The sequence below is a fragment of the Gordonia sputi NBRC 100414 genome (genome assembly GCF_000248055.1).
Taxonomy (GTDB): Bacteria; Actinomycetota; Actinomycetes; order Mycobacteriales; family Mycobacteriaceae; genus Gordonia; species Gordonia sputi.
In genome coordinates this window covers 34757-55825 of the sequence record NZ_BAFC01000087.1, presented here as the reverse complement: position 1 = coordinate 55825, position 21069 = coordinate 34757, and the positions used below count along the sequence as shown (strand labels likewise).

Below are 21069 nucleotides of genomic sequence, written 5' to 3'. Positions count from 1 at the left end.
CGGGGCTTTAGATGATCCCGGGGGCGTCGACCGTGCGCGCGGGTAGCGACTGCACCGCCGACGGAACGACGACACCCACCAGTCCACGCACGAAGCCCTTGGTGATGTCCCAGAAGTCGAAGTAGTCGCGCCACACGGCGATCGCACCGTCGAGAACCTCGAAGCGCCCGCACACCCAGAACCGGATTCGCACGGGACCGAGCCGGATCTCGTCGATCCGCTCGGTGAGCACCACCGTGTCGTCGGTGGCGATGTTGATGATCCCGTAGTCGAATCCGGCGAATGACGACGCGTCCATGGCACCGAAGACCTTGGCGACGTTGCGTTTGCCACGGATCGTCGGCAGTCCGACATTGGTGTAGACGATGTTGTCGTCGAGGTCGGCCATGGCTGCGGAACTGTCGTCGCGGGCGAGCGCGTCGAGGAAGTCGGTGACGACGCGATCAGGGGTACGAGAGGTCATGGTGTCACCGTACGGTGCGCGATGTGACTTCACCGCAGGTCGTCGTCTATTCTTGACGGGTTGTCTCGGCGAGGGTGAGCAGTCACCGTAATCGGCGCGACCATCGCACATCTCCTTGCGGACTCGACTTTCCGCAGGTGGTCGTGGATTGTCGGCCTGCGGAACTGCCACAGAGCGCCGAGCACCGACCACCCGGCTGCACGCACAGACGCGGCCGAACCACCAAGGAGAGTCACATGGCAACCCAGGCAAACGCACTGGCAGTCACCACCCGCACCGAAAAGGGCAAGGGCGCCGCTCGACGCGCTCGTCGCGCAGGCAACGTGCCCGCCGTGCTGTACGGCCACGGCACCGACCCGCAGCACCTCAACCTCCCGGCTCGCGATTTCGCCGCCATCCTGCGTAACAACGGCACCAACGCGGTCCTCGACCTCGACATCGAGGGCACCAGCCAGCTCGCGCTGACCAAGCAGATCGACATCCACCCGATCCGCAACTACATCGAGCACGTCGACCTGCTCGTCATCAAGCGCGGCGAGAAGGTCACCGTCGAGGTCACCATCGTCGTCGAGGGCGACGCCGCTCCCGGCACCCTGGTCACCCAGGACGCCAACACCGTCGAGATCGAGGCCGACGCACTGTCGATTCCCGAGCAGATCGTCGTCGACGTCGAGGGCAAGGAAGTCGGCACGTCGGTCCACGCGTCGGACCTGGTCCTCCCCCAGGGCGTCGAGCTCATCACCGACCCGGAGACCCTCATCGTCGCAGTCAACGAGGCGACCACCGCCGCAGAGCTCGAGGAAGAGACCGACGCGGAGCAGGCTGACGCCGACGCCGCCGCCGCTGAGGCCGAGGCCGAGTAATTCGGCGTCACCTCTTCCGACGCTCCGCCACTACTGATGACACAGGAATCATGAAACTTGTTGTCGGACTCGGTAATCCCGGTTCCAAGTATGAGCGGACGCGTCACAACATCGGCGCGATGGTCGCAGACCATCTCGTCACGACGGCCGGCGAGCGATGGAAGGTGCACAAGCGCTCCGGCGCGATGGTGGCACCCATCACGCTCGCCGGCCAGTCGGTGTTGGTGGCACGTGCACGCACGTACATGAACACCACCGGCCGCGAGATCGGCCCACTCGCGAAGTTCTACTCGATCAACCCGTCGGATCTGATCGCGCTGCACGACGAACTCGACATCGACTTCGGTGCCGTCCGCCTCAAACTCGGTGGCGGCGAAGGCGGCCACAACGGCCTGCGCTCGATCAGCCAGGCACTCGGATCGCGTGACTACTACCGCGTCCGCTTGGGCATTGGTCGCCCGCCCGGCCGCCAGGATCCCGCCGACTTCGTGCTCAAACCCTTTCCGTCGTCGGCACGCGCCGACGTCGAACTACTCATCCAGCACGGCGCCGACGCCACCGAGGCGCTGATCGCCTCGGGTCTCGAGGCAGCGCAGAACGTCGTCCACACCTGGTGATACCGCGATTCGGCGACGCCGCCGCTGACTGAAAAGCGGCACGCACTGCCCGACACCGCAGCATGAGTGCACTCTCGGTGCAACGATGGTCCAATGTCGGACGCCACCCTGAGCCTCATCGTCCTCGGCGTCACGGTCGTGTTGTTCATCATCAACAAGCTGCCGGTCGGCCTCGTCGCCATCGGGTCGGCGCTGGCGCTCTACTTCCTCGGACTCGTGCAGTTCGACGAACTGACCTCGGGTCTCGGTCAGAGCGTCATCGCCTTCATCGCGGCCCTGTTCGTGATCAGCGAGGGACTCGAGGCGTCGGGAATCACCGCATGGCTGGGCAGCGTGCTGGCGCGCGTCGCAGGTCGCACACGCACCAGGGTGGTTGCCGCCATCATGGTTCTCGCCGCGGCATTGAGTCCACTCATCACGATTAACGGCGCAGCGGCAGCGTTGGTCCCGGTCAGCGTCGCCGTCGCGCGGCGGGCGCATCTGTCACCGTCGCGCGTACTGCTCCCTCTCGCGTTCGCCGCGAGCGCCGGTTCACTGCTCACGCTGAGCGGCAGCCCGGTCAACGTCATCATCGATGAAGCCGCCACCGAGCAAACCGGTTCCTCGATCGGCTACTTCGGCTTCTCCCTCATCGGCGTCCCCCTGGTCGTGGGGACGCTGGTTGTCATCGCGCTTGTCGGCGACCGGCTGATCCCGCGTCGCGAATCACAGTCACTGCCAGAGGATTTCAGCAGATACCAGCGCGACGTCGTTGAGCATTATGAATTGTCGGGATTGGCGACGACCGGCGTGCGTACCTTTCGCCTGCACGTCGAAGCGGCGTCGACGCTTGTCGGGAAGACTGTCCGCGCCGCCATCACCGACGACGCGATCGACACGGTCGCCGCACAGTCCGAACGTGGCCGCGTACTGAGTTCGACGCATAAGCTCGAACCGTCGGACGTACTCGTCGTCTCCGGCGTGGGCACCGCCGTCGAGACGCTCGCGCGGGACACCGACCTCACCGTCGAGGACACCATCGGCAGGCGCATGAGTCGTCGCCACGACAGTCTCATCAACCGCGACAACGGAGTCTGTGAGTTGGTGATCCCGCCGCGCTCGTCGTGGATCGGACGACCGGCGTTCGGCGGGATGGTGCGCGCAGAAGACGGACTGCTCGTGTTGTCGGTGCGCAGGCAGAACGACGACGTCTCGTCCCGCGCGTCGACGCTGCAGGAAGGCGACGCCCTACTGGTGTACGGACCGTGGGGCGCGCTCGACGCACTGGCCGACGACAAGGACGTTCTGGTGGTCGCGTCGTCGGAAACCGTTCGGCGGCAGACGGTTCCACTCGGACGGAGTGCTCCGCGCGCGGCCGTCATCCTGGTGGCCACGATCGCGCTGCTGGCGAGCGGGGTCGTGCCCCCGGTGGTCGCCGGCCTACTCGGCGCGGGTGCGATGGTGCTGTTCCGCGTGCTGTCGAGCGAGCAGGCATATCGTGCCGTTCCCTGGGCGACGCTGGTTCTGATCGCCGCGCTGATCCCGATGTCGGCGGCGATCACGAGCAGTGGCGGTGCCGAGTTGATCGCACGACCCATCGTCGACCTCGTGTCCGGGCACAGTGCGTATCTTCTGCTCGCGATGCTGTTCGTGCTGACGGCCTCACTCGGACAGTTCATCTCCAACGTCGCCACCGCGCTGATCGTCATTCCGATCGCGCTCGTCGCCGCGGCCGACGTCGGTGTCGACGCTCGAACTGTGCTCATGGTGGTCTGCGTCGCAGCCGCCGCTTCCCTGCTGACACCGATCGCCACTCCCGCCAACATGATCGTGATGAATCCGGGCGGATACCGCTTCGGCGACTATTGGCGACTGGGGATCGTGCTGATGATCTGCTGGCTGATCGTCACCGTGACCCTGGTCCCGGTGTTCTGGCCGATCAACGGCTGATACCCCCTCAACCGCTGAGACGCACTCGACGGCCGGGGCGAGCAGGAGCCGTGAGAAGCGGCCTTGTTCGTCACCGGATGTGGCGGGGCCTACACTCTTTTCGGACGCAGGGCTATCCGCTGCGTGATCCGTTTGTCGAAGGGAAGTACGCGTGACCGTCATCGCCGCCAACACAGGCCATCAGAACGTAGCGATGTTGGGCATCGGCGCGTACCGACCGAAGCGCCTGGTCAGCAACGATGAGGTGTGCGAGGTTCTCGACAGTTCGGATCAGTGGATCTTCGAGCGCAGCGGCATCCGGAATCGCCGGTGGATCAGCGGCGACGAGACCGCGCGGTCGATGGCCGCAGCCGCAGCCGAGCGGGCCATCGAGAACTCCGGGATCGACAAGGACAAGATCGGTGCGCTGATTCTGGCCACCAACAGCTGGAAGACCAAGATCCCGCACGGCGGCCCGATCGTGGCCTACGACATCGGCCTCAACGGAATTCCCGCCTACGACATCGCCGCGGGATGCGGCGGCTTCGGCTACGCCCTGGGCGTCGCGGCCGACACCGTGCGCGCGGGCTCAGCCGAGTACGTGCTTGTCGTCGGCGTCGAGACGATGTCGGTCGTCATGGAGCCCACCGACCGCAACACCGCATTCATCTTCGGCGACGGCGCCGGCGCGGTCGTCGTCGGACCGAGTGACGACAACGGGATCTCCCCTACCGTCTGGGGTTCCGACGGCGAGAACGCCGAGGCGATCGGCCAGAACTACGACATTCCCGAGTACATGGATCGCGCTCAGGAGTACCAGCACAAGGATCCGGAGACCGAGCCCGTCGGCCGCATGGTGGTCACGATGGAGGGTTCACGCGTCTTCCGCTGGGCGGCAATCACACTGCCCAAGGCGCTGTCGTCGGTCATCGAGCAGTCCGGCATCGGTATCGACGACATCGAGGTGTTCGTACCCCACCAGGCGAACGCTCGGATCAACGACTTGATGAAGAAGAACCTGGGCTTCCCCGACGACCTGCCGATGGCCAACGACATCGAGAACACCGGCAACACGTCGGCGGCGTCGATCCCGCTCGCGATGGAAGAGATGCTGGCCACCGGCAAGGCCAAGGGCGGCCAGACCGCGCTGCTGCTCGGGTTCGGCGCGGGCCTCTCCTACGCCGGGGCTGTCGTGACTCTGCCCCCGGCGCCGAAGGTGAGCAGCTTCGACGACCTCGGGTGACACCGTGACTCTGCCCCCGGCGCCGAAGGTGAGCAGCTTCGACGACCTGGGGTAGCACCCGCTACGCGTTCTCCCTGCGGAATACCGCTGTGCCCCACCATGTTCCGAGAATCGCCAGCGCGATGGCGGTGAGCAGACCCCACGCGACCGTCGACGTCGCGATGCCTCCGACGAAGCTGCTGCGGACGGCGTCGACGATCCAGCGGAACGGCATGAAATCGCTGGCCCGTTGCAGCCACATCGGTCCGAGCGTCATCGGCAGCAGGATTCCCGACAGCAACAGCACCGGCATCATCACCATGTTGATGACCGGCGCCATGACGTCTTCGCTCTTGGCGGTCAGGGCAAGCGCGTTCGACGCCGCGGCGCACGCTGCGCCGATCAGCAGCGTGATTGCGATGCCGACGATCGCGCCGCTGACGGATCCGCGCATACCCATGGCGTAGCCGAGGAACACCAGGATCAGCGCCTGGACGAACAACTGCAGCACGTCGCGCATCAGCCGACCGGCCAGCAGTGCGGTGCGGCTCGCGGGCGTCACGCGTTCGGCTTCGACGACGCCTTCGCGCCACTCCCCGATCAGACTGAACCCGGCGAACATCGCGCCGAAGAATCCGAGCTGCACGAGGAGTCCTGGCACCAGGAACGTGTAGGCATTGTCGGCGCCGCCGGGGAACTGGTCGACGATGGGTTTGAGCAGCGGGCCGAACAGCAGCAGGTAGAGCACGGGTTGCAGCACCCCGATCAGTACCCAGGCCGGGTTACGCAGATTCATCCGGATCTGTCGACGGAACACGATGGTGGAGTCGCGGAGGAAGTTCATCGGATGGCTCCTTCGTTGTCGAGTTCTTCGAGTGCGGCGTCTTCGCTCGTGGCTTGAGCGTCGCGCAGTGAACGCCCGGTCATCGTGAGGAAGACGTCGTCGAGGGTGGGTCGCAGCACCTCGATGCTGTCGAGCGCGATGCCCGAGGCGTCGAGTTCGCGGAGCAGTCCCGGTATCTCGCGTCCCGCGTGCCGCACACGGCCGCGCACGTGGCGGCCGTCGGTCTCGACGGAGTTGGCGATGCGTCGTAGACGATCCGCGGCTATGTCGACCTCGGCTGCCAGCTGGATCTCGAGGTCGACGAGGTCGCCCGACACCTGGTCTTTGAGGTTCTGAGCGGTGTCGGCCGCGACGATCTTGCCGTTGTCGATGATGAGGATGCGGTCCGACAGTTCGTCGGCCTCGTCGAGGTAGTGCGTGGTGAGGAAGACCGTGGCGCCACGCTCGGTGCGCAGCCTGCTGATGTGGTCCCAGAGGTTCGCTCTCGCCTGCGGGTCGAGGCCGGTGGTCGGTTCGTCGAGGAAGACCAGCGAGGGATCGTGGATCAATCCCATTGCGATGTCGAGGCGACGCTTCTGACCACCCGACATGTTCTTGGGCTGCCGTTCCCACAGTCCGTCGAGTTGCAGTCGGGAGAACAGTTCGTGCCCGCGTCGAGTGGCGTCGGCGTGCGAGAGTCCGTAGAGCATCCCGTGGTCGACCACCTCGTCGCCCGCCCTGGCCTGGCTGAACGTTCCACCCGCCTGCGACACGTATCCGATACTGCGACGGACCATCACCGACTCGCGCACGACGTCGTATCCGTTGACGGTCGCGGTTCCGGCGGTCGGCCGCAGCAACGTCGTCAACATGCGCAGCGTGGTCGTCTTCCCCGCGCCGTTGGGGCCGAGAAATCCGACCACCTCGCCCTCGTGAATATCGAGGTCGACGCCGTCGACGGCTCGCACCTCGCGTTTGTTCTTGCCTCGCCCCGTCGTGAATGTCTGCACCAGACCTCGCGCTTGGATCATCGTCGGTGTCACAGCTCGTCCCCTCTCTGCGTGTGAACGTCGAATGAGCCGCTCACGCATAGTGTTCAAACTTGAATATAAGCCATTTAGTCAAAGTTGACTAGATGCCGGCTTCGTCGCAGAGGTAGTCGTCGGCGGCGTCGGAAACCCGACGGCGCCCACCTCGTGGCTCTCTCTGCTTGTACTGACCACCTGCTCGTCGATGATTCATCGAAATGCGGACAACCCCTGCCCTCGATTCGGAATCCGCGTCGACGCATTACTGTCAGGTCATGGCTTCCACGCCACCGATCCCACCGACGACGCCGCTACTCCTGCTCGGCGTCGTCGGGATCTTCGGGCCGGTCAACGGCTATCAGATCCGACGCGAACTGTTGTCGTGGCAGGTCGACAAATGGGCCAACGTCAATCCGGGCTCGATCTACCACGCCCTCGGAAAGCTCAGCGACTCAGGCGATCTCACGCGACGCGAGGTCTCCGACGGCTCACGCGAGGTCAGCGTCTACGAGATCACCGAGTCGGGTCGGGTCAGGCTGCACAGCATGCTCGAGCACGCGATCATCGGCGTCGACGTCTTCGACCGCAGCGCGTTCCAGGCGGCGTTCAATCTCCTGCCACTCCTCGGCGACGACCACGCGACGACGCTGCTCAAACAGCGTTTGGTGACGCTGCAGGACGTGATGCGCGAATACTCCGCAGCAACCGAACCCGGTGCCAACCCCTACGCTCCGCCGCATGCCATGGAAGGCGCTCGCCTGTGGTTGCGCCTCGCGCAGGCCGAGGCGGACTGGCTCACCGACGTCATCGCCGACGTCCAGAACGGGACGCTGTCGTTTCTGGAGAACGCCGACTGGACGCCACCACCCGACGACCCGGGCCACCAGATGACCGTCGACCGCACCGATTACAGGCGCATTCTGCAGGGTCAGCCCGGCCACGATGCCCCGTCGCCGCGCATCAGTACTTCCGAGTAGCGCCGCGATGTGAGACGGTCTATGTCGGGTCGCATAACGGAAGGAACCTCATGGCAGAGATCGCGGATACAGCGGGCGTCAACAACATCGGCATGCTCGGCATCGGTGCGTACCGTCCCGAGCGCGTCGTCACCAACGACGAGATCTGCGAGCACATCGATTCCTCCGACGAGTGGATCTACACGCGGACCGGCATCAAGACCCGACGCTTCGCGCGCCGCGACGAGGACGTCGTGGAGATGGGCGTCAAGGCCGGGCGCACGGCGATCGCCAATGCTCTGCTCTCCGGCTCCGACATCGACGCCGTCATCCTCGCGACCAACACCCATCTGCTCATGACGCCTGCGGGCGCGACGAAGGTCGCCACCGAACTCGGCGCGAACGGTGTTCCCGCATTCGACGTCACCGTCGGCTGCGCCGGATTCGGTTACGGCATGGCGCTCGCCGCCGACATGGTGCGCGGCGGAAGCGCAACGCATGTCCTCGTCATCGGCGCCGAGCAGTTGTCCGTGACCCTCGACATGACCGACCGCACCAACTGCTTCATCTTCGGCGACGGTGCCGGAGCCGTCGTCGTCGGACCCACCGAGGACCAGCAGCTCGGACCAGTCATCTGGGGTAGCGACGGCAGTCAATACGACGCGATCCGCCAGGACATCGACTGGGTGACCTTCCTCGACGGCGACCGGGTGCAGCGGCCCTACGTGCGTCTGCAGGGCACTGCGGTATTCCGTTGGGCCGCTTTCGAAATGGGCAAGGTGGCACAGCGCGCGCTCGACGCCGCCAAGATCGGCGCCGAAGACCTCGACGTCTTCGTCCCCCATCAGGCCAACACCCGCATCAACGATCTGCTTGCGAAGACGCTGCATCTGCCCGAGGGCACCCCGGTGGCCAACGACATCGAATACACCGGCAACACGTCGGCGGCATCGATCCCGCTGGCCATGGAGGATCTCCTCTCGACCGGCAAGGCCAAGCCGGGCGACACAGCACTGCTGCTCGGCTACGGTGCGGGACTCAGCTACGCCGCGCAGGTGGTCAAGATGCCGCCGGTGCCGTTCGAGTAGCGTCTGGACCGACCGTCGGGCAGCGTCGAGCGTTTTGCTCCGACGCTCGCCCGGCTAGTAGCCTCGTCTGGTGAGTTCTGACGCGCGTGAGCTGCGGCTCGAAGCCCAGCGTCGACGTACCTTCGCCATCATCTCCCACCCCGACGCGGGTAAGTCGACGATGACCGAGGCCCTGGCGTTGCACGCGCACGTGATCAGCGAGGCGGGCGCCATCCACGGCAAGGCCGGCCGTAAGTCGACGGTGTCGGACTGGATGGAGATGGAGAAGGCTCGCGGAATCTCCGTCAGCTCCACCGCCCTGCAGTTCAACTACGCACTCGAAGGCACCGACGGCCCCGGCGCGGTCATCAACCTCGTCGACACTCCGGGCCACGCCGACTTCTCCGAGGACACCTACCGAGTGCTCACCGCGGTCGACGCCGCGGTCATGCTCATCGACGCCGCCAAGGGCCTCGAGCCGCAGACGCTCAAACTGTTCCAGGTGTGTCGCCACCGCGGCATCCCGGTCATCACCGTCATCAACAAATGGGACCGCCCCGGTCGCACCCGGTTGGAGCTCATCGACGAGATCAGCGAACGTATCGGTTTGATCCCCACTCCGCTGTTCCTGCCCGTCGGCATCGCAGGCGATTTCCGCGGACTCCTCGACCGCCGCACCGGCGAGTACATCCACTTCACCCGCACCGCCGGTGGAGCCAAGATCGCGCCGGAGGAACTGCTCGATCCCGACGCCGCCCTCGAGCGCGAGGGCGACGCCTGGATCGCGGCCGTCGAAGAGAGTGAACTGCTCTCCGAGATGGGCCAGGATCACGACGAGGAACTCTTCCTCGCAGGCCAGACGTCGCCGATGATCTTCGCCTCGGCGATGCTGAACTTCGGTGTCCGCCAACTGCTCGACGCGCTTGTCGAACTCGCGCCGGCGCCGTCGGGTCGCACCGGGATCGACGGCACCGAACGCGAGGTCACCGACCCGTTCAGCGCCGTCGTGTTCAAGGTCCAGGCAGGCATGGACTCCAGCCACCGAGACCGGTTGGCCTTCATGCGCATCGTGAGCGGCGAGTTCGAACGCGGCATGGTCGTCACCCACGCGCAGACCGGAAAACCGTTCGCCACCAAGTACGCCCACACCGTTGTCGGCCGCGACCGGTCGACGGTCGACACCGCCTACCCCGGCGACGTCGTCGGCCTCGTCAACGCGACGGCGCTCGCGCCGGGCGACACACTCTACGACGGCCCGCGCATCCAGTACCCGCCCATCCCTTCCTTTGCGCCAGAACACTTTTCGACGCTACGCGTCACCACCGCAGACAAGTACAAGCAGTTCCGCAAGGCCATGGATCAGCTCGACAGCGAAGGCGTTGTACAGGTGTTGCGCAACGACACTCGTGGCGACGCGTCGCCCGTACTGGCCGCCGTCGGACCGATGCAGTTCGAGGTGGTCACCGCACGGATGAAGACTGAGTTCAACGTCGACACCGTGATCGAGCCACTCGGGTACAGCCTCGCCCGACGGACCGACGCCGACAGTGCGTCGGAACTCAACCGTCAGCGGGGCGTCGAGGTGTTCACGCGGACCGACGGCGCGATACTCGCACTCTTCAGCGACAAATGGCGACTGCAGTACATCGAGAAAGAACACGGCGACCTGACGCTCGAACCGCTTGTCGCAACGGCTGATTGACCAGGGCGGGCTGACACGACGTGATCGGACGAACGACCGCTGGGCTGTCCGGCCGAACGGTGCGCCTCACGGCACCGTTGGCGATTGCGGCAGCAGGCACATCGATCATGGCGGCGTGCGCCGACTCGACGTCGGTGACGCGCGCGGTGCAGTCGTCGTCGGCAACCCCGACCACTTCGGCTCAGCAAGACCCGGCGCGCTGCGCGGAGAAGGCCCCGTCGGGATCGATCGACCGACAGGGTTATGACCTGAGATTCACCCGCGGACACATTCTGATCTCGCCGCGACCGTTGACGGCATCGCCCGCCCAGGCCGGCGTCGGAGGACAGGTAGGCGCGGCCGGACAGGTGGGGGCGGACGGGCAGGTAGCTGCGTCGGCCAGTCCGACTGCGCAGCAGATGTCTTCCGCCCCAGCATGTTACGAGTTCGCCCGCTGGGGCGAACCGACACCCGATGTCCCACCCGAATCCCTGCTGTTCGTGTTCAAGGGCGACGGCACCGACGGCGCGCAGATCGAATTTCCCGTCGGCGCGCTGACCGGCGAACACCTACCGCCGACCGATGGTCCGCGCCCGCCCGTTGGCCCGCTGACCACGTCGATCACCGCCACCGTCGGGCTGTCGGAGAAGGGCACGTACAGGTCGTCGACGACGTGCACACTGACACTGACCGCGATGTCGTCGAAACGGGCGGCAGGCTCGTTCGACTGCCCTGAAACGATTGTCGCCGAACAGAATCCGCTCGATCCGGATGACGACGTGCCGGTCGACGACGACGGTGCGGCGCCCGCCGCCACACCTGCGCCCGCGGCCGCACCGACGCCAGGTGCGCGGCCCGAGCGCCCGACAAGCCTCACCGGATGGTTCGACCTGCAGCCGTGACCGGCTCAGTCCTCGACGATCGAGGCGACCACAGACTGATCGACAGCGTCGATGGTCGACGGCTCGAACGACGGGCTGCGATCCTTGTCGACGAGCATTGCTCGCACGCCTTCCGAGAAGTCGTTGGTCTTCGTGATCGTTGTCGCCGCATGCAATTCGCGGTCGAAGCACTCGTCGAGCGTCGAATCGCGGCCTGCGTCGAGAAGCGCTGCGGTCACCCACAGGCTCGTCGGCGACGCACCTTCGAGGAGCTCCACCATCTCCGCGGCCCAGTCATCGCCTGCCGCGCCGCGTAACCCACCGAGGATCGCGGCGACGTTGTCGTCGCCGAAGTACTCGCCGATCGTGGCGATCGGGATGTCGGAGGCGGGCAATTCGCTTCTGCCTCCGAGGATGTCGACGAGCGACTCCCCGGCGCGCAGCGCGTCGGCGACGGAGTCCAGCTCGGCCGCGGGCACGAAGTGCGTGGCGAGCCCGAGGTGGACGGCGTCGGCGCCGCGCACGCGTGAACCGGTGAGCCCCAACCACATTCCCACACCACGCTGCAGGCGTGGCAGAAAGTAGGTCGCGCCGACGTCGGGGAAGAAACCGATTGCGGTCTCGGGCATGGCCATCAACGAGTTCTCGGTGACGACGCGGACCTCGCCATGCACGCTGATTCCGAGTCCGCCACCCATCGCGACTCCGTCGATCAGCGCGACATACGCCTTGGGGTAGTGCGCGATCATCTGATCGAGTCGATACTCTGCGGCGAAGTAGTTTCGGATCTCGTCGTACTCACCCGCGACGGCGTGCTCGCGGATCGCCCGGATGTCGCCGCCGGCGCAGAAGGCGCGATCGCTCGCGGAGGTCACCAGCACCGTCTCGATCGAATCGTCGTCACCCCAACGCCCGAGGACATCGTGCATGTCGTCGATCATCGTCTGATCGAGCGCATTGAGTGCCTTGGGGCGGTCGAGAATGATCTCACCGACACCGCCCGCGACCTGAGTTCGGATGAAGGACATGGGTTTCACGGTAGCGCGTCGTCGAACACGGACTCCATCGGCGGGCGAGCGCACCTGTGCACACTCCACAAACACGGTTGGCAAGAGGTCCGTCGGCAGAGTTAAAGTGGATAGGGTTCGCACGGACGTGCGGCACCATTCTCCGAAGAGCACAGGGGTGATCTGACAGACATGAACATCTGAGATTGGCATTCAGCGCGACCGCGTCGATCCGACGCAGTACGCACCCACCAATTTCTCGGAGTTGTTCATGTCCACACCGTCATCCGTCGATCTCGCACCGTCCATCACACTGTCTGACGTTTCGTACAGGTGGCCTGACGGGACATCGGTATTCGACGAGCTCTCGTTCTCCGTTCCCCGCGCCGTGTATTCGCTGGTCGGCGCCAACGGCGCAGGCAAGACGACGCTGCTACGCCTGATCGCGGGCCATCTCGTACCGGCATCGGGAAGCATCACCACCACCGGCGACGTCGCGCTCGTTCCCCAGCACGCCTTCTCCGATACGTCGCTGACCATCGCGTCGGCGTTGGGGATCGAGCCGATCAGGGCCGCGATCAGCGCCATCGAGGCCGGCTCGGTCGACGCAGCGCACTTCGATGTCGTGGGTGACGACTGGGATATCGAAGCGCGTGCGGCCTCCGAGCTGGCGACGCTGGGGCTGCCCACCGACCTCGACAGATCGGTCGGCACACTGTCCGGTGGCGAGGCGACGCTGCTCGCGATCGTCTCGCGGATCGTGCACCGACCGGCGGTGCTGCTGCTCGACGAGCCCACCAACAATCTCGACACCGATTCTCGCGACAAAGTTTTCGAGCTGATCGACAGATTCGCGGGCACCGTCCTCGCCGTCTCCCACGATCTCGAGCTCCTCGAACGCGTCGATACCACGCTCGAGCTGTATCACGGCGACGTGCGGGTGTTCGGTGGCCCGTACTCGTTCTATCGCGAGGTGGTCGATGCGGAACAGACCACAGCGCAGGCCGCAGTTGCCAACGCCGCCAACGATCTTCGCAAGCAGCGTCGGGAGATGGTGAACGCGCAGATCACCCTCGACCGACGTGCGCGGACCGCGGCCAAGGCCGAACCGGAGAAGCGTGTCCCCAAGATCATCGCGCATCTCCGGCGCGACGCCGCAGAGAAGTCTGCCGGACGCTTCCGCAACGAGCACCGCGACGACGTGACCGCCGCCGCCGGACGGCTCGAGTCTGTCCGCGACGACGTACGCTCCGACCGCGGCGCACGGATCACCATGCCGTATGTGGCACTGGGCAGTTCGGCTCAGGTGATCGTCGACGAACGGCTACGGATGGACGGCCCCGAACGCGTGGCACTCACCGGACGCAACGGTTCCGGCAAGACCAGCCTGATCGCCGACCTCATCGACGAGGATCGCATCGTCGTCCCTTATGCGTATGTGCCGCAACAGATCACATTCGACGATCCGTCGCAGACCGTCGTCGAATTCGTCGGTAAGCGGCACCCGGAGGTCGACGGTCAGGATGTGCGAGCGCATCTCGCACGATTCCTGTTCCGCGGCTCACGAGCCGATCGACGCCTCGGCGAGCTTTCCGGCGGCGAACGACTTCGCGTCGCACTGGCGGATGCGCTCTTCGTCGACCCGGATCCCAAGCTCCTCATCATGGACGAGCCGACCAACAACCTCGACATCGACACCGTCGAGGAGTTGGTCACGGCGTTGCGGGACTGGTCGGGCGCACTGCTGCTCGTCTCGCACGACGCGGGTTTCCGCGAAGAGGTGGGAATCGACCGCGAGATCACGCCCAGGTGAAAGTTGCGTGGGATCCACGGGGGCATTTTTGTACCTGTGGATCCCACGCAACTCTCCGTGGATACTGACTTTCGATGAGCACCGACAGCGTTGCCACCGATTCTCCCCACACCACGTCGCGCACACCGATAGTTCTGGTGCACGGATTGCGCGTGAGCGGACAGACCTTTCGGCGCGTGGCCGGCTCGCTCGCCGACCGTGACGTGGTCTGCCCCGATATGCCGGGCCACGGCTCACGCGCCGACGAGACGTTCACATTGGACGGCGCCGTCGCCGCGGTGGTCGACGCGATCGACTCGGTCGGCGGCTCTGCGGTGGTCGTCGGTATGTCGATGGGCGGCTACGTCGCGATGGCGACGGCCGCGGCACACCCGGATCGTGTCGCGGGACTAGGCGTGCTGTGCGCGACCGCGCAGCCAAGTGGGCTGCTCGCCACACCGTTCCGTCTCTTCGGCGCGGCGACCAGTGTGCTTCCGTCCGAAGCTGCCCAGATCAGCAGGGTTCTGACGCGCATCGCCGTTGGCCGCGAGGTGTCCGACGACATGGAGGCCGGCGGCCTCGCACTCCATTCGATTCGCGACGTCGTCGACGCGGTGCTCCACTTCGACGCCATCGCCTCCGTCGCCGCTTACCCGGGACCGACGCTGTTCGCGAACGGCGCGTGGGACCAGTTCCGGCTGCACGAAAAAAGGTTCGTCGAGACCGCGGCCGACGGACGCCTCGTCGTCGTCCCGCGGGCCATGCACCTGTTCCCGCTGATCCAGCCGGACTACACCGCCGCTCTCATCGACGACTTCGCGGACACGGTCGACTCCGCGGATCGGGCGTCGACTCGCTGATCGAGCCCACACTCGCTGATCGAGCCTGTCGAGATCACCCACCGACCAAGCCCGCACCGCTGATCGAGCCCCCGCCGCTGATCGAGCTTGTCGAGATCACCCACCAACCGACGTCGCCCGGGCCTAGATATGTGTCGTATCGAAGGATGTGGGTGCTGCAGCACCCACATCCTTCGATTAGACACACATTTGCGAGGCGCGGCTCCCCATCTCGGCCGCGGTCGCTGATCGAGGTGATCTCGACAGGCTCGATCAGCGGTGGGGGCGCTCGATCAGGGGCGGGCTCGGCTCGATCAGCGGCGGGGTGATCTCGACAGGCTCGATCAGCAGAGGTTGGCTCGATCAGCGGTAGGAGCGCTCGATCAGCGGAGGTTGGCTCAATCGGCGCACCACCCGCCCTAGCAGCAGCGGCCCTGCGGGTTGCGGTCCTGGTCGGCGAAGCGTTGGCGCCAGTACTCGCGCTCGGACAGTGGGGCCGACGCGCCGTGTTCCGATGCGTGGTGTGCGAGGTAGCGGTCGTAGTCTCGATCACCCATGACGCTCTGCACGTACCAGCGCACCGAGGTCAGGGCGTGGGTGAGGCCGGTCTTCATGTCATCGCCTTCTAGTGTCCGCTACTCCGAGCTGAAATCCCGTGCGCGGCATTGTATTCATCCCATTCGCGCTGCACCGCCTTCTCGGCGCGTGTTGGGAACAGTCCGCGCGGTCCAAAGATCTTCGACGGAACGGGTTTCTCCTCGGTGGTGGGCAGTCCGCCCGCGCGCACAGCCTTGATGGCGACCCAGAGACCCGCCGCGACGACGATCAACACGAGCACGGCGAAGATGATCGACAGGGTTCCCTGGATGAACGTGTTGCGGATGACCGCATCGATCTCCGAGATGCTCTTGGCTGTCTTGAAGGTGGTCAGACCGTCGTCCTTGGCGTTCACGAATGCGCGGTGCTGCGCCCAGTAGCCGATGGCCGGATTCGACGAGAAGATCTTCTGCCACGACGCCGACATGGTGACGATGAGGTCCCATGCCAACGGCACACCGGGTATCCACGCCCACTTCCACTGCCGCCGCTTGATCAAGACCACCGTGACGACAGTCAGCGCGATCGCGGCGAGCAGCTGGTTGGCGATGCCGAACAGCGGGAACAACGTGTTGATACCGCCGAGTGGATCGGTGACACCCATCAGCAGGATGGAACCCCATGCGGCACAGACGATCAGGGTGCACGCCCACGCTCCCGGGCGCCACGACGGATCTTTGAAACGACGAGCGCCCGGCAGGTTGCCGATACCGTCGGACAGCATGAAGCGCGCCACGCGGGTACCGGCGTCGACCGTGGTGAGGATGAACAGGGCCTCGAACATGATCGCGAAGTGATACCAGAAGGCGCGCAATGATTCTCCGCCGAACCCACGCTGCAGCGTCTCCGACATTCCCATCGCGAGGGTCGGTGCACCGCCTGTCTTGGAGACGATCGACTTCTCCTCGACACTCTGCGCGGCGTCGGCGAAATACTGTGCGTCGACCGGCTTTCCGCTGAGACCGAGGCTGTTGACGTAGTCGGCGGCCCCCTGATTGGTGCCCTGAGTCAGCGCCTTCGGTGCGTTCATGCCGAAGTAGAGGTGCTGATCGAGGATGCATGCAGTGATCAGCGCCATGATCGCGACGAAGGACTCGGTGAGCATGCCGCCGTAGCCGATGATCCGGGCCTGTCCCTCCTTGGCCAGCAGCTTGGGAGTGGTGCCCGACGCGATCAGCGAGTGGAAGCCCGACAGCGCGCCGCAGGCGATCGTGATGAACAGGAACGGGAACAGGGCACCGGCGAATGCCGGGCCGTTTCCGTTCCACGCGAACTCACTGACCGCGGGGGCTTTCATAACCGGCTGTACCACCAGGATTCCGATGGCCAGCAGCGCGATGGTGCCGACCTTCATGAACGTCGACAGGTAGTCGCGCGGAGCGAGCAACAACCAGACCGGCAGGACGGCCGCTGCGATGCCGTAGATGATGATCGCCCAGCTGAGCACCACCGGCGAGAGGCTGAACCAGTCCTGCCCCCACGACGTCTCGGCGACGTACCCGCCGGCGACGATGGCCAACAGGAGCAGCACGACGCCGATCACCGACACCTCGCTGATCCGGCCCGGCCGCAGATATCGCAGGTAGACACCCATGAAGAGCGCGATCGGGATGGTCATCGCGATCGAGAAGACACCCCACGGACTCTCGGCCAGTGCGTTGACGACCACGAGCGCGAGCACCGCGATCAGAATGACCATGATGACGAGCACGGCCACGATCGCGGCCGTGCCGCCGACGGACCCGAGCTCGTCGCGGGCCATCTGGCCGAGGCTGCGTCCTCGACGTCGAGTCGAGATCGCGAGGACGAGGTAGTCCTGCACACATCCGGCGACCACCGCGCCGATGATGATCCAGATCGTGCCCGGCAGGTAGCCCATCTGCGCGGCCAACACCGGCCCGACGAGTGGTCCCGCACCGGCGATCGCCGCGAAGTGGTGACCGAACAACACCCGACGGTCGGTCGGCATGTAGTCGCGAGCGTTGTCGTACTCCTCGGCAGGAGTCGCGATGTCGTCGCGTGGCTTCACGACCTTCATCTCGATGAGCCGAGCGTAGAAGCGATACGCGACGACGTAGGTGCACAGCGCCGCGATGACGAACCACACCGCGTTCACCGATTCGCCTCGGACGAAGGCAATGATCACCCAGGCAACGGCGCCGAGCAGGCCGATGACTGCGAAAATCGCCTTCTTCCCCGGCGTCATCGGACTCCGGTCGATCACGGCCACCGGCGGGCGGTCGGGATCTGTGGTCACAAACTCGACGTCGGGAAACTCGTCACGCGTCGACGTCGACGATTCTGACACGGTTGTCATCGCTCACTGCCCTTCCTCGGAAGCTCGCACATGCCGCGGCTCACTCTACTCACGGTTATGTGATTCACATCGCGTACGCAAAATGTGCGCAAGACAACCTAAAGTTCATTCTGTGCAACAGAGTGAACTTGATCTGAGGCGGTTTCTACGACGACCGATCGTCACGATCGCGCTCGTGGTGCTGTGCACTGCGACCCTGCTGGCCAGCGGCGGATTCACGTCCTCGCGGGCCGGCGCGGATCCCGGCAGCACACCGGTGCGCTACTCGGGCGGGCCGTACGTGGCGCTGGGCGATTCACGCGCCTCGGGCAGCTTCTTCACTCCGACGCCCGGCTACTTCGAGGGGTGCAAACGGTCGGCGCTGAACTATCCGACAGTCGTTGCGGCGCTGACTCTGCCGCGACGCTTCATCGACGTTTCGTGCTCGGGCGCACTCGCCGAGCATCTCTATCGGGTCGGCCAGCAAACCAGCGGCGGGTACAAGCCGCCCCAGGTGTGGTCGGTTCCGTCGGACGCGCAGGTCGTCACCGTGAGCATCGGCGGAAACGACATGGCGTGGGGACGCATCGTCGGACCCTGCGGCACTTCGCCGTTCGGCGACAGGCACTGCCGCTCGAACCGCGGCCTGGCGCAGCTCGCCGTCAACCGCATCGCTGTCATGGAGAACGCGGTCACTCCGGCGCTCGCAGCCATCCGCAGAAAGGCCCCGCACGCGCAGATCATCGTCGTGGGTATCGGCGGTTTCATGGGTTCCCACGGATGCTGGCCGCTCGTACCGATCAGCGACCCAGACGTGCGGTGGCTTCATGGGGTCTTCGACCGGGCCAACCGTGCTCTCGCACGTGCCACCGCAAAGGTCGACGGACAGTTCGTCGACGTCAATCGTGCGTCGGCAGGCCATGATCCGTGCGGCCTCACGTCGTGGTACGAGTCGAGTCTGAGTAATCGCATCGCGTATCCCTATCACCTGAACAAGTCGGGATCGATCGGTGTCGCGGCGCTTGTCAACGGCGCGATCCGACGCTGATCACTCCGGCAAAAACCCACTCTCACAACCCTATTCGAGCTGCTCGGCGACTTCGAGCCACTCCATCTCGGCTGTCTCCTTCTCGTCGACGACGCCGCGCAGCTCCGCGCCGAGCGTCACGAGACGCTCGGGATCGCTTGCCGCATCGGCCAATTCGACGTGCAGCTTGGATTCTCGCTCGTCCAACTGCGCGATCCGACGCTCGAGTCGATTCATCGCCTTGCGTGCCTCGCGGTGCTGCGACGCGCTCAGGGCGGGCGCAACCGGCGCCGACGACTTCTCGCCTGCCGGTGTCTCCCCTTCTGACTTGCCCCCTGCCGACTTGTCCCCTGTCGTCTTGTCCGCCACGCCGGACAGCACAGCAGAACGATTGTCGCCGGTGCTGCTGGCCGCAATCTCCTTGCGCCGCTGGAGATATTGTTCGATGCCGCCGGGAAGATTGGTGAGCTTGCCGTCGCCGAACAGAGCCCAGGTGGTGTCGGCGATACGCTCGATGAGGTAGCGGTCGTGACTGATCACGACCATGGTTCCGGCCCAGTTGTCGAGGAGGTCCTCGAGTTGCTGCAGGGTGTCGATGTCGAGATCGTTGGTCGGCTCGTCGAGCAGCAGCACATTGGGTTCGCCCATCAGGATGCGGGTCAACTGCAGTCGACGCCGCTCACCGCCGGAGAGATCACCGACCGGCGTGCGCTGGCGTGCTGGCGAGAAGCCGAGTCGTTCGGCGAGTTGGCTGGCCGAGATCTCTTTGTCGCCCAGCGTGATTCGCGTTGCCACCGACTCCACCGCGTCGAGCACCCGCTGGTCGGGGTCGAGGTCGTCGAGTTCCTGTTTGAGCCAACCGATACTGACGGTCAGGCCTTCGACCCGACGCCCGGGCTCGACGTCGACCTCACCGGCCAACGCGCGAAGCAACGTGGTCTTGCCCGAACCGTTGACGCCGACGAGACCGACGCGTTCGCCCGGCGCGAGGCGCCACGTGAGATCGTCGAGCAGGACCCGCCCGGGAGTGCCGTCGTCGCTCGGCGGTGTGTTGATGTGCGCGTCTTCGAGTTCGATCACGACGCGGCCCAGTCTGCGTCGCGCAAATGCCGAGAGCGCCACCGAATCTCGCGGCGGCGGTACGTCGGCGATCAGCTTTTCGGCAGCCTCGACCCGATAGCGGGGTTTGGAGGTCCGGGCCTGCGGTCCGCGCCGCAGCCACGCCAGCTCTTTGCGCGCGAGATTCTGTCGACGTTCCTCCGCGGCGTCGGCCTGTCGGGCCCGCTCGGCGCGCGCGAAAATCCAGTCGTTGTAGCCGCCCTCGTACTCGTCGACCTGACCGTCGTGCACCTCCCAGGTGCGGGTGGCGACGGTGTCGAGGAACCAACGGTCGTGGGTGACGACGACAAGCGCGCCGCGTCGAGAAACGAGATGCTCGGCAAGCCACTGCACGCCTTCGACGTCGAGGTGGTTGGTCGGCTCGTCGAGGATCAGGACGCCGGAGTCTGTGACCAGCGCGGCCGCCAGTGCGACCCGACGTCGCTGCCCGCCGGAGAGTTCATCGACGCGTCGATCGAGAAGACCGTCGATACCGATGCCCGCGAGGATGCCGCGCACTCGTGCGTCGCCTGCCCACTCGTGGACTTCTGTGTCGTCGCCGACGACGACGTCGGAAACTGTTGCGCCTACGGGTAGTTCACCTCGCTGCGTGACGACTGCGACGTGGATGCCACCGGTCTGCGAGATGCGCCCGGCGTCGGGTTCGGTGACGCCGCCGAGGATCTCGAGGAGCGTGGTCTTGCCGCCGCCATTGAGCCCGACGACGCCGATGCGCTGACCCTCGTGCACGCCGAGGCTCACCTCGTCGAGCAGCGGTTTGATCCCATAGCTCTTACTGATGCGGTCGGCGTTGATCAGCGCGGTTGGGTTGGCAGGTGACACCGGTCGAGGCTACCAATGCGCCCGGTGAGCGGTGGTCGTGGCCGTGTCTGGTCACGTGGCA

18 protein-coding genes are annotated in these 21069 nt (G+C 65.5%); 11 read left to right on the top strand and 7 right to left on the bottom strand.

What is annotated here, in order from left to right:
* Positions 1 to 7: 7 nt before the first annotated feature.
* Positions 8 to 463 carry a limonene-1,2-epoxide hydrolase family protein gene (locus tag GOSPT_RS14875; RefSeq protein WP_005207211.1) on the bottom strand — a complete coding sequence of 152 codons (456 nt, stop codon included), beginning with the start codon at positions 461 to 463 and terminating at the stop codon, positions 8 to 10.
* Positions 464 to 699: 236 nt separating this feature from the next.
* On the opposite strand from GOSPT_RS14875, the gene GOSPT_RS14870 reads away from it, so the two are divergent.
* The 4 genes from GOSPT_RS14870 (at position 700) to GOSPT_RS14855 (ending at position 5094) form a co-directional block, all read left to right on the top strand.
* Positions 700 to 1326: a 50S ribosomal protein L25/general stress protein Ctc gene (locus GOSPT_RS14870; RefSeq protein WP_005207210.1), complete on the top strand. Its 627-nt coding sequence runs from the start codon at positions 700 to 702 to the stop codon at positions 1324 to 1326.
* Positions 1327 to 1376: 50 nt separating this feature from the next.
* Entirely contained in the window at positions 1377 to 1943 is a 567-nt protein-coding gene (gene pth, locus GOSPT_RS14865; protein WP_005207209.1) for an aminoacyl-tRNA hydrolase, read from the top strand.
* Positions 1944 to 2036: 93 nt separating this feature from the next.
* Complete coding sequence (locus GOSPT_RS14860) at positions 2037 to 3872, top strand: SLC13 family permease (protein ID WP_005207208.1); 1836 nt, start codon at positions 2037 to 2039, stop codon at positions 3870 to 3872.
* Between the two features lie 151 nt (positions 3873 to 4023).
* Complete coding sequence (locus tag GOSPT_RS14855) at positions 4024 to 5094, top strand: beta-ketoacyl-ACP synthase 3 (protein WP_005207207.1); 1071 nt, start codon at positions 4024 to 4026, stop codon at positions 5092 to 5094.
* Between the two features lie 61 nt (positions 5095 to 5155).
* Here GOSPT_RS14855 and GOSPT_RS14850 read toward each other — a convergent pair whose 3' ends face one another.
* Both GOSPT_RS14850 and GOSPT_RS14845 read right to left on the bottom strand, forming a co-directional pair.
* On the bottom strand, positions 5156 to 5917 hold the full coding sequence (locus GOSPT_RS14850) for an ABC transporter permease (protein WP_005207206.1): 762 nt from the start codon (positions 5915 to 5917) through the stop codon (positions 5156 to 5158).
* A complete protein-coding gene (locus GOSPT_RS14845) occupies positions 5914 to 6927 on the bottom strand; it encodes a daunorubicin resistance protein DrrA family ABC transporter ATP-binding protein (protein WP_005207205.1) in 1014 nt (337 codons plus the stop codon). Before GOSPT_RS14845 ends, GOSPT_RS14850 begins: the two co-directional genes overlap by 4 nt.
* A 272-nt stretch (positions 6928 to 7199) precedes the next feature.
* Between GOSPT_RS14845 and GOSPT_RS14840 the strand changes: the two genes are divergently transcribed.
* The 4 genes from GOSPT_RS14840 (at position 7200) to GOSPT_RS14825 (ending at position 11530) form a co-directional block, all read left to right on the top strand.
* On the top strand, positions 7200 to 7901 hold the full coding sequence (locus GOSPT_RS14840) for a PadR family transcriptional regulator (protein WP_051993926.1): 702 nt from the start codon (positions 7200 to 7202) through the stop codon (positions 7899 to 7901).
* A gap of 50 nt (positions 7902 to 7951) precedes the next feature.
* Positions 7952 to 8968 (top strand): beta-ketoacyl-ACP synthase III, encoded by a 1017-nt coding sequence (locus tag GOSPT_RS14835; protein ID WP_005207203.1) that lies wholly within the window; start codon positions 7952 to 7954, stop codon positions 8966 to 8968.
* A 70-nt stretch (positions 8969 to 9038) separates the two neighbouring features.
* Positions 9039 to 10649, top strand: a complete 1611-nt coding sequence (locus tag GOSPT_RS14830) for a peptide chain release factor 3 (RefSeq protein ID WP_005207202.1) — start codon at positions 9039 to 9041, stop codon at positions 10647 to 10649.
* A 20-nt stretch (positions 10650 to 10669) separates the two neighbouring features.
* Positions 10670 to 11530 (top strand): hypothetical protein, encoded by an 861-nt coding sequence (locus GOSPT_RS14825; protein ID WP_245548725.1) that lies wholly within the window; start codon positions 10670 to 10672, stop codon positions 11528 to 11530.
* 5 nt (positions 11531 to 11535) lie between these two features.
* Here GOSPT_RS14825 and GOSPT_RS14820 read toward each other — a convergent pair whose 3' ends face one another.
* On the bottom strand, positions 11536 to 12537 hold the full coding sequence (locus GOSPT_RS14820) for an enoyl-CoA hydratase/isomerase family protein (RefSeq protein ID WP_039856156.1): 1002 nt from the start codon (positions 12535 to 12537) through the stop codon (positions 11536 to 11538).
* A 250-nt stretch (positions 12538 to 12787) separates the two neighbouring features.
* Here GOSPT_RS14820 and GOSPT_RS14815 point away from each other — a divergent pair, with 250 nt between their 5' ends.
* Positions 12788 to 14329, top strand: coding sequence for an ABC-F family ATP-binding cassette domain-containing protein (locus tag GOSPT_RS14815; protein ID WP_005207199.1), 1542 nt, complete (start codon positions 12788 to 12790; stop codon positions 14327 to 14329).
* Between the two features lie 74 nt (positions 14330 to 14403).
* Positions 14404 to 15168, top strand: coding sequence for an alpha/beta fold hydrolase (locus GOSPT_RS14810; protein WP_005207198.1), 765 nt, complete (start codon positions 14404 to 14406; stop codon positions 15166 to 15168).
* Between the two features lie 398 nt (positions 15169 to 15566).
* On the opposite strand, the gene GOSPT_RS14805 is transcribed toward GOSPT_RS14810, so the two are convergent.
* Positions 15567 to 15761 carry a YbdD/YjiX family protein gene (locus GOSPT_RS14805; RefSeq protein WP_005207197.1) on the bottom strand — a complete coding sequence of 65 codons (195 nt, stop codon included), beginning with the start codon at positions 15759 to 15761 and terminating at the stop codon, positions 15567 to 15569.
* Between the two features lie 11 nt (positions 15762 to 15772).
* Positions 15773 to 18061: a carbon starvation CstA family protein gene (locus GOSPT_RS14800; RefSeq protein ID WP_005207196.1), complete on the bottom strand. Its 2289-nt coding sequence runs from the start codon at positions 18059 to 18061 to the stop codon at positions 15773 to 15775.
* Positions 18062 to 18236: 175 nt separating this feature from the next.
* Between GOSPT_RS14800 and GOSPT_RS14795 the strand changes: the two genes are divergently transcribed.
* On the top strand, positions 18237 to 19088 hold the full coding sequence (locus tag GOSPT_RS14795; protein ID WP_005207195.1) for an SGNH/GDSL hydrolase family protein: 852 nt from the start codon (positions 18237 to 18239) through the stop codon (positions 19086 to 19088).
* Positions 19089 to 19118: 30 nt separating this feature from the next.
* Here GOSPT_RS14795 and GOSPT_RS14790 read toward each other — a convergent pair whose 3' ends face one another.
* Positions 19119 to 21008 (bottom strand): ABC-F family ATP-binding cassette domain-containing protein, encoded by a 1890-nt coding sequence (locus GOSPT_RS14790; RefSeq protein WP_005207194.1) that lies wholly within the window; start codon positions 21006 to 21008, stop codon positions 19119 to 19121.
* Positions 21009 to 21069: the final 61 nt, after the last annotated feature.

Bases quoted from the DNA above. Each gene is read 5' to 3' on its own strand.
- GOSPT_RS14875 (WP_005207211.1), bottom strand. From the start codon at position 463: ATGACCTCTCGTACCCCTGATCGCGTCGTCACCGACTTCCTCGACGCG.
- GOSPT_RS14870 (WP_005207210.1), top strand. From the start codon at position 700: ATGGCAACCCAGGCAAACGCACTGGCAGTCACCACCCGCACCGAAAAG.
- pth (WP_005207209.1), top strand. From the start codon at position 1,377: ATGAAACTTGTTGTCGGACTCGGTAATCCCGGTTCCAAGTATGAGCGG.
- GOSPT_RS14860 (WP_005207208.1), top strand. From the start codon at position 2,037: ATGTCGGACGCCACCCTGAGCCTCATCGTCCTCGGCGTCACGGTCGTG.
- GOSPT_RS14850 (WP_005207206.1), bottom strand. From the start codon at position 5,917: ATGAACTTCCTCCGCGACTCCACCATCGTGTTCCGTCGACAGATCCGG.
- GOSPT_RS14845 (WP_005207205.1), bottom strand. From the start codon at position 6,927: ATGATCCAAGCGCGAGGTCTGGTGCAGACATTCACGACGGGGCGAGGC.
- GOSPT_RS14840 (WP_051993926.1), top strand. From the start codon at position 7,200: ATGGCTTCCACGCCACCGATCCCACCGACGACGCCGCTACTCCTGCTC.
- GOSPT_RS14835 (WP_005207203.1), top strand. From the start codon at position 7,952: ATGGCAGAGATCGCGGATACAGCGGGCGTCAACAACATCGGCATGCTC.
- GOSPT_RS14820 (WP_039856156.1), bottom strand. From the start codon at position 12,537: ATGTCCTTCATCCGAACTCAGGTCGCGGGCGGTGTCGGTGAGATCATT.
- GOSPT_RS14815 (WP_005207199.1), top strand. From the start codon at position 12,788: ATGTCCACACCGTCATCCGTCGATCTCGCACCGTCCATCACACTGTCT.
- GOSPT_RS14810 (WP_005207198.1), top strand. From the start codon at position 14,404: ATGAGCACCGACAGCGTTGCCACCGATTCTCCCCACACCACGTCGCGC.
- GOSPT_RS14805 (WP_005207197.1), bottom strand. From the start codon at position 15,761: ATGAAGACCGGCCTCACCCACGCCCTGACCTCGGTGCGCTGGTACGTG.
- GOSPT_RS14800 (WP_005207196.1), bottom strand. From the start codon at position 18,061: ATGACAACCGTGTCAGAATCGTCGACGTCGACGCGTGACGAGTTTCCC.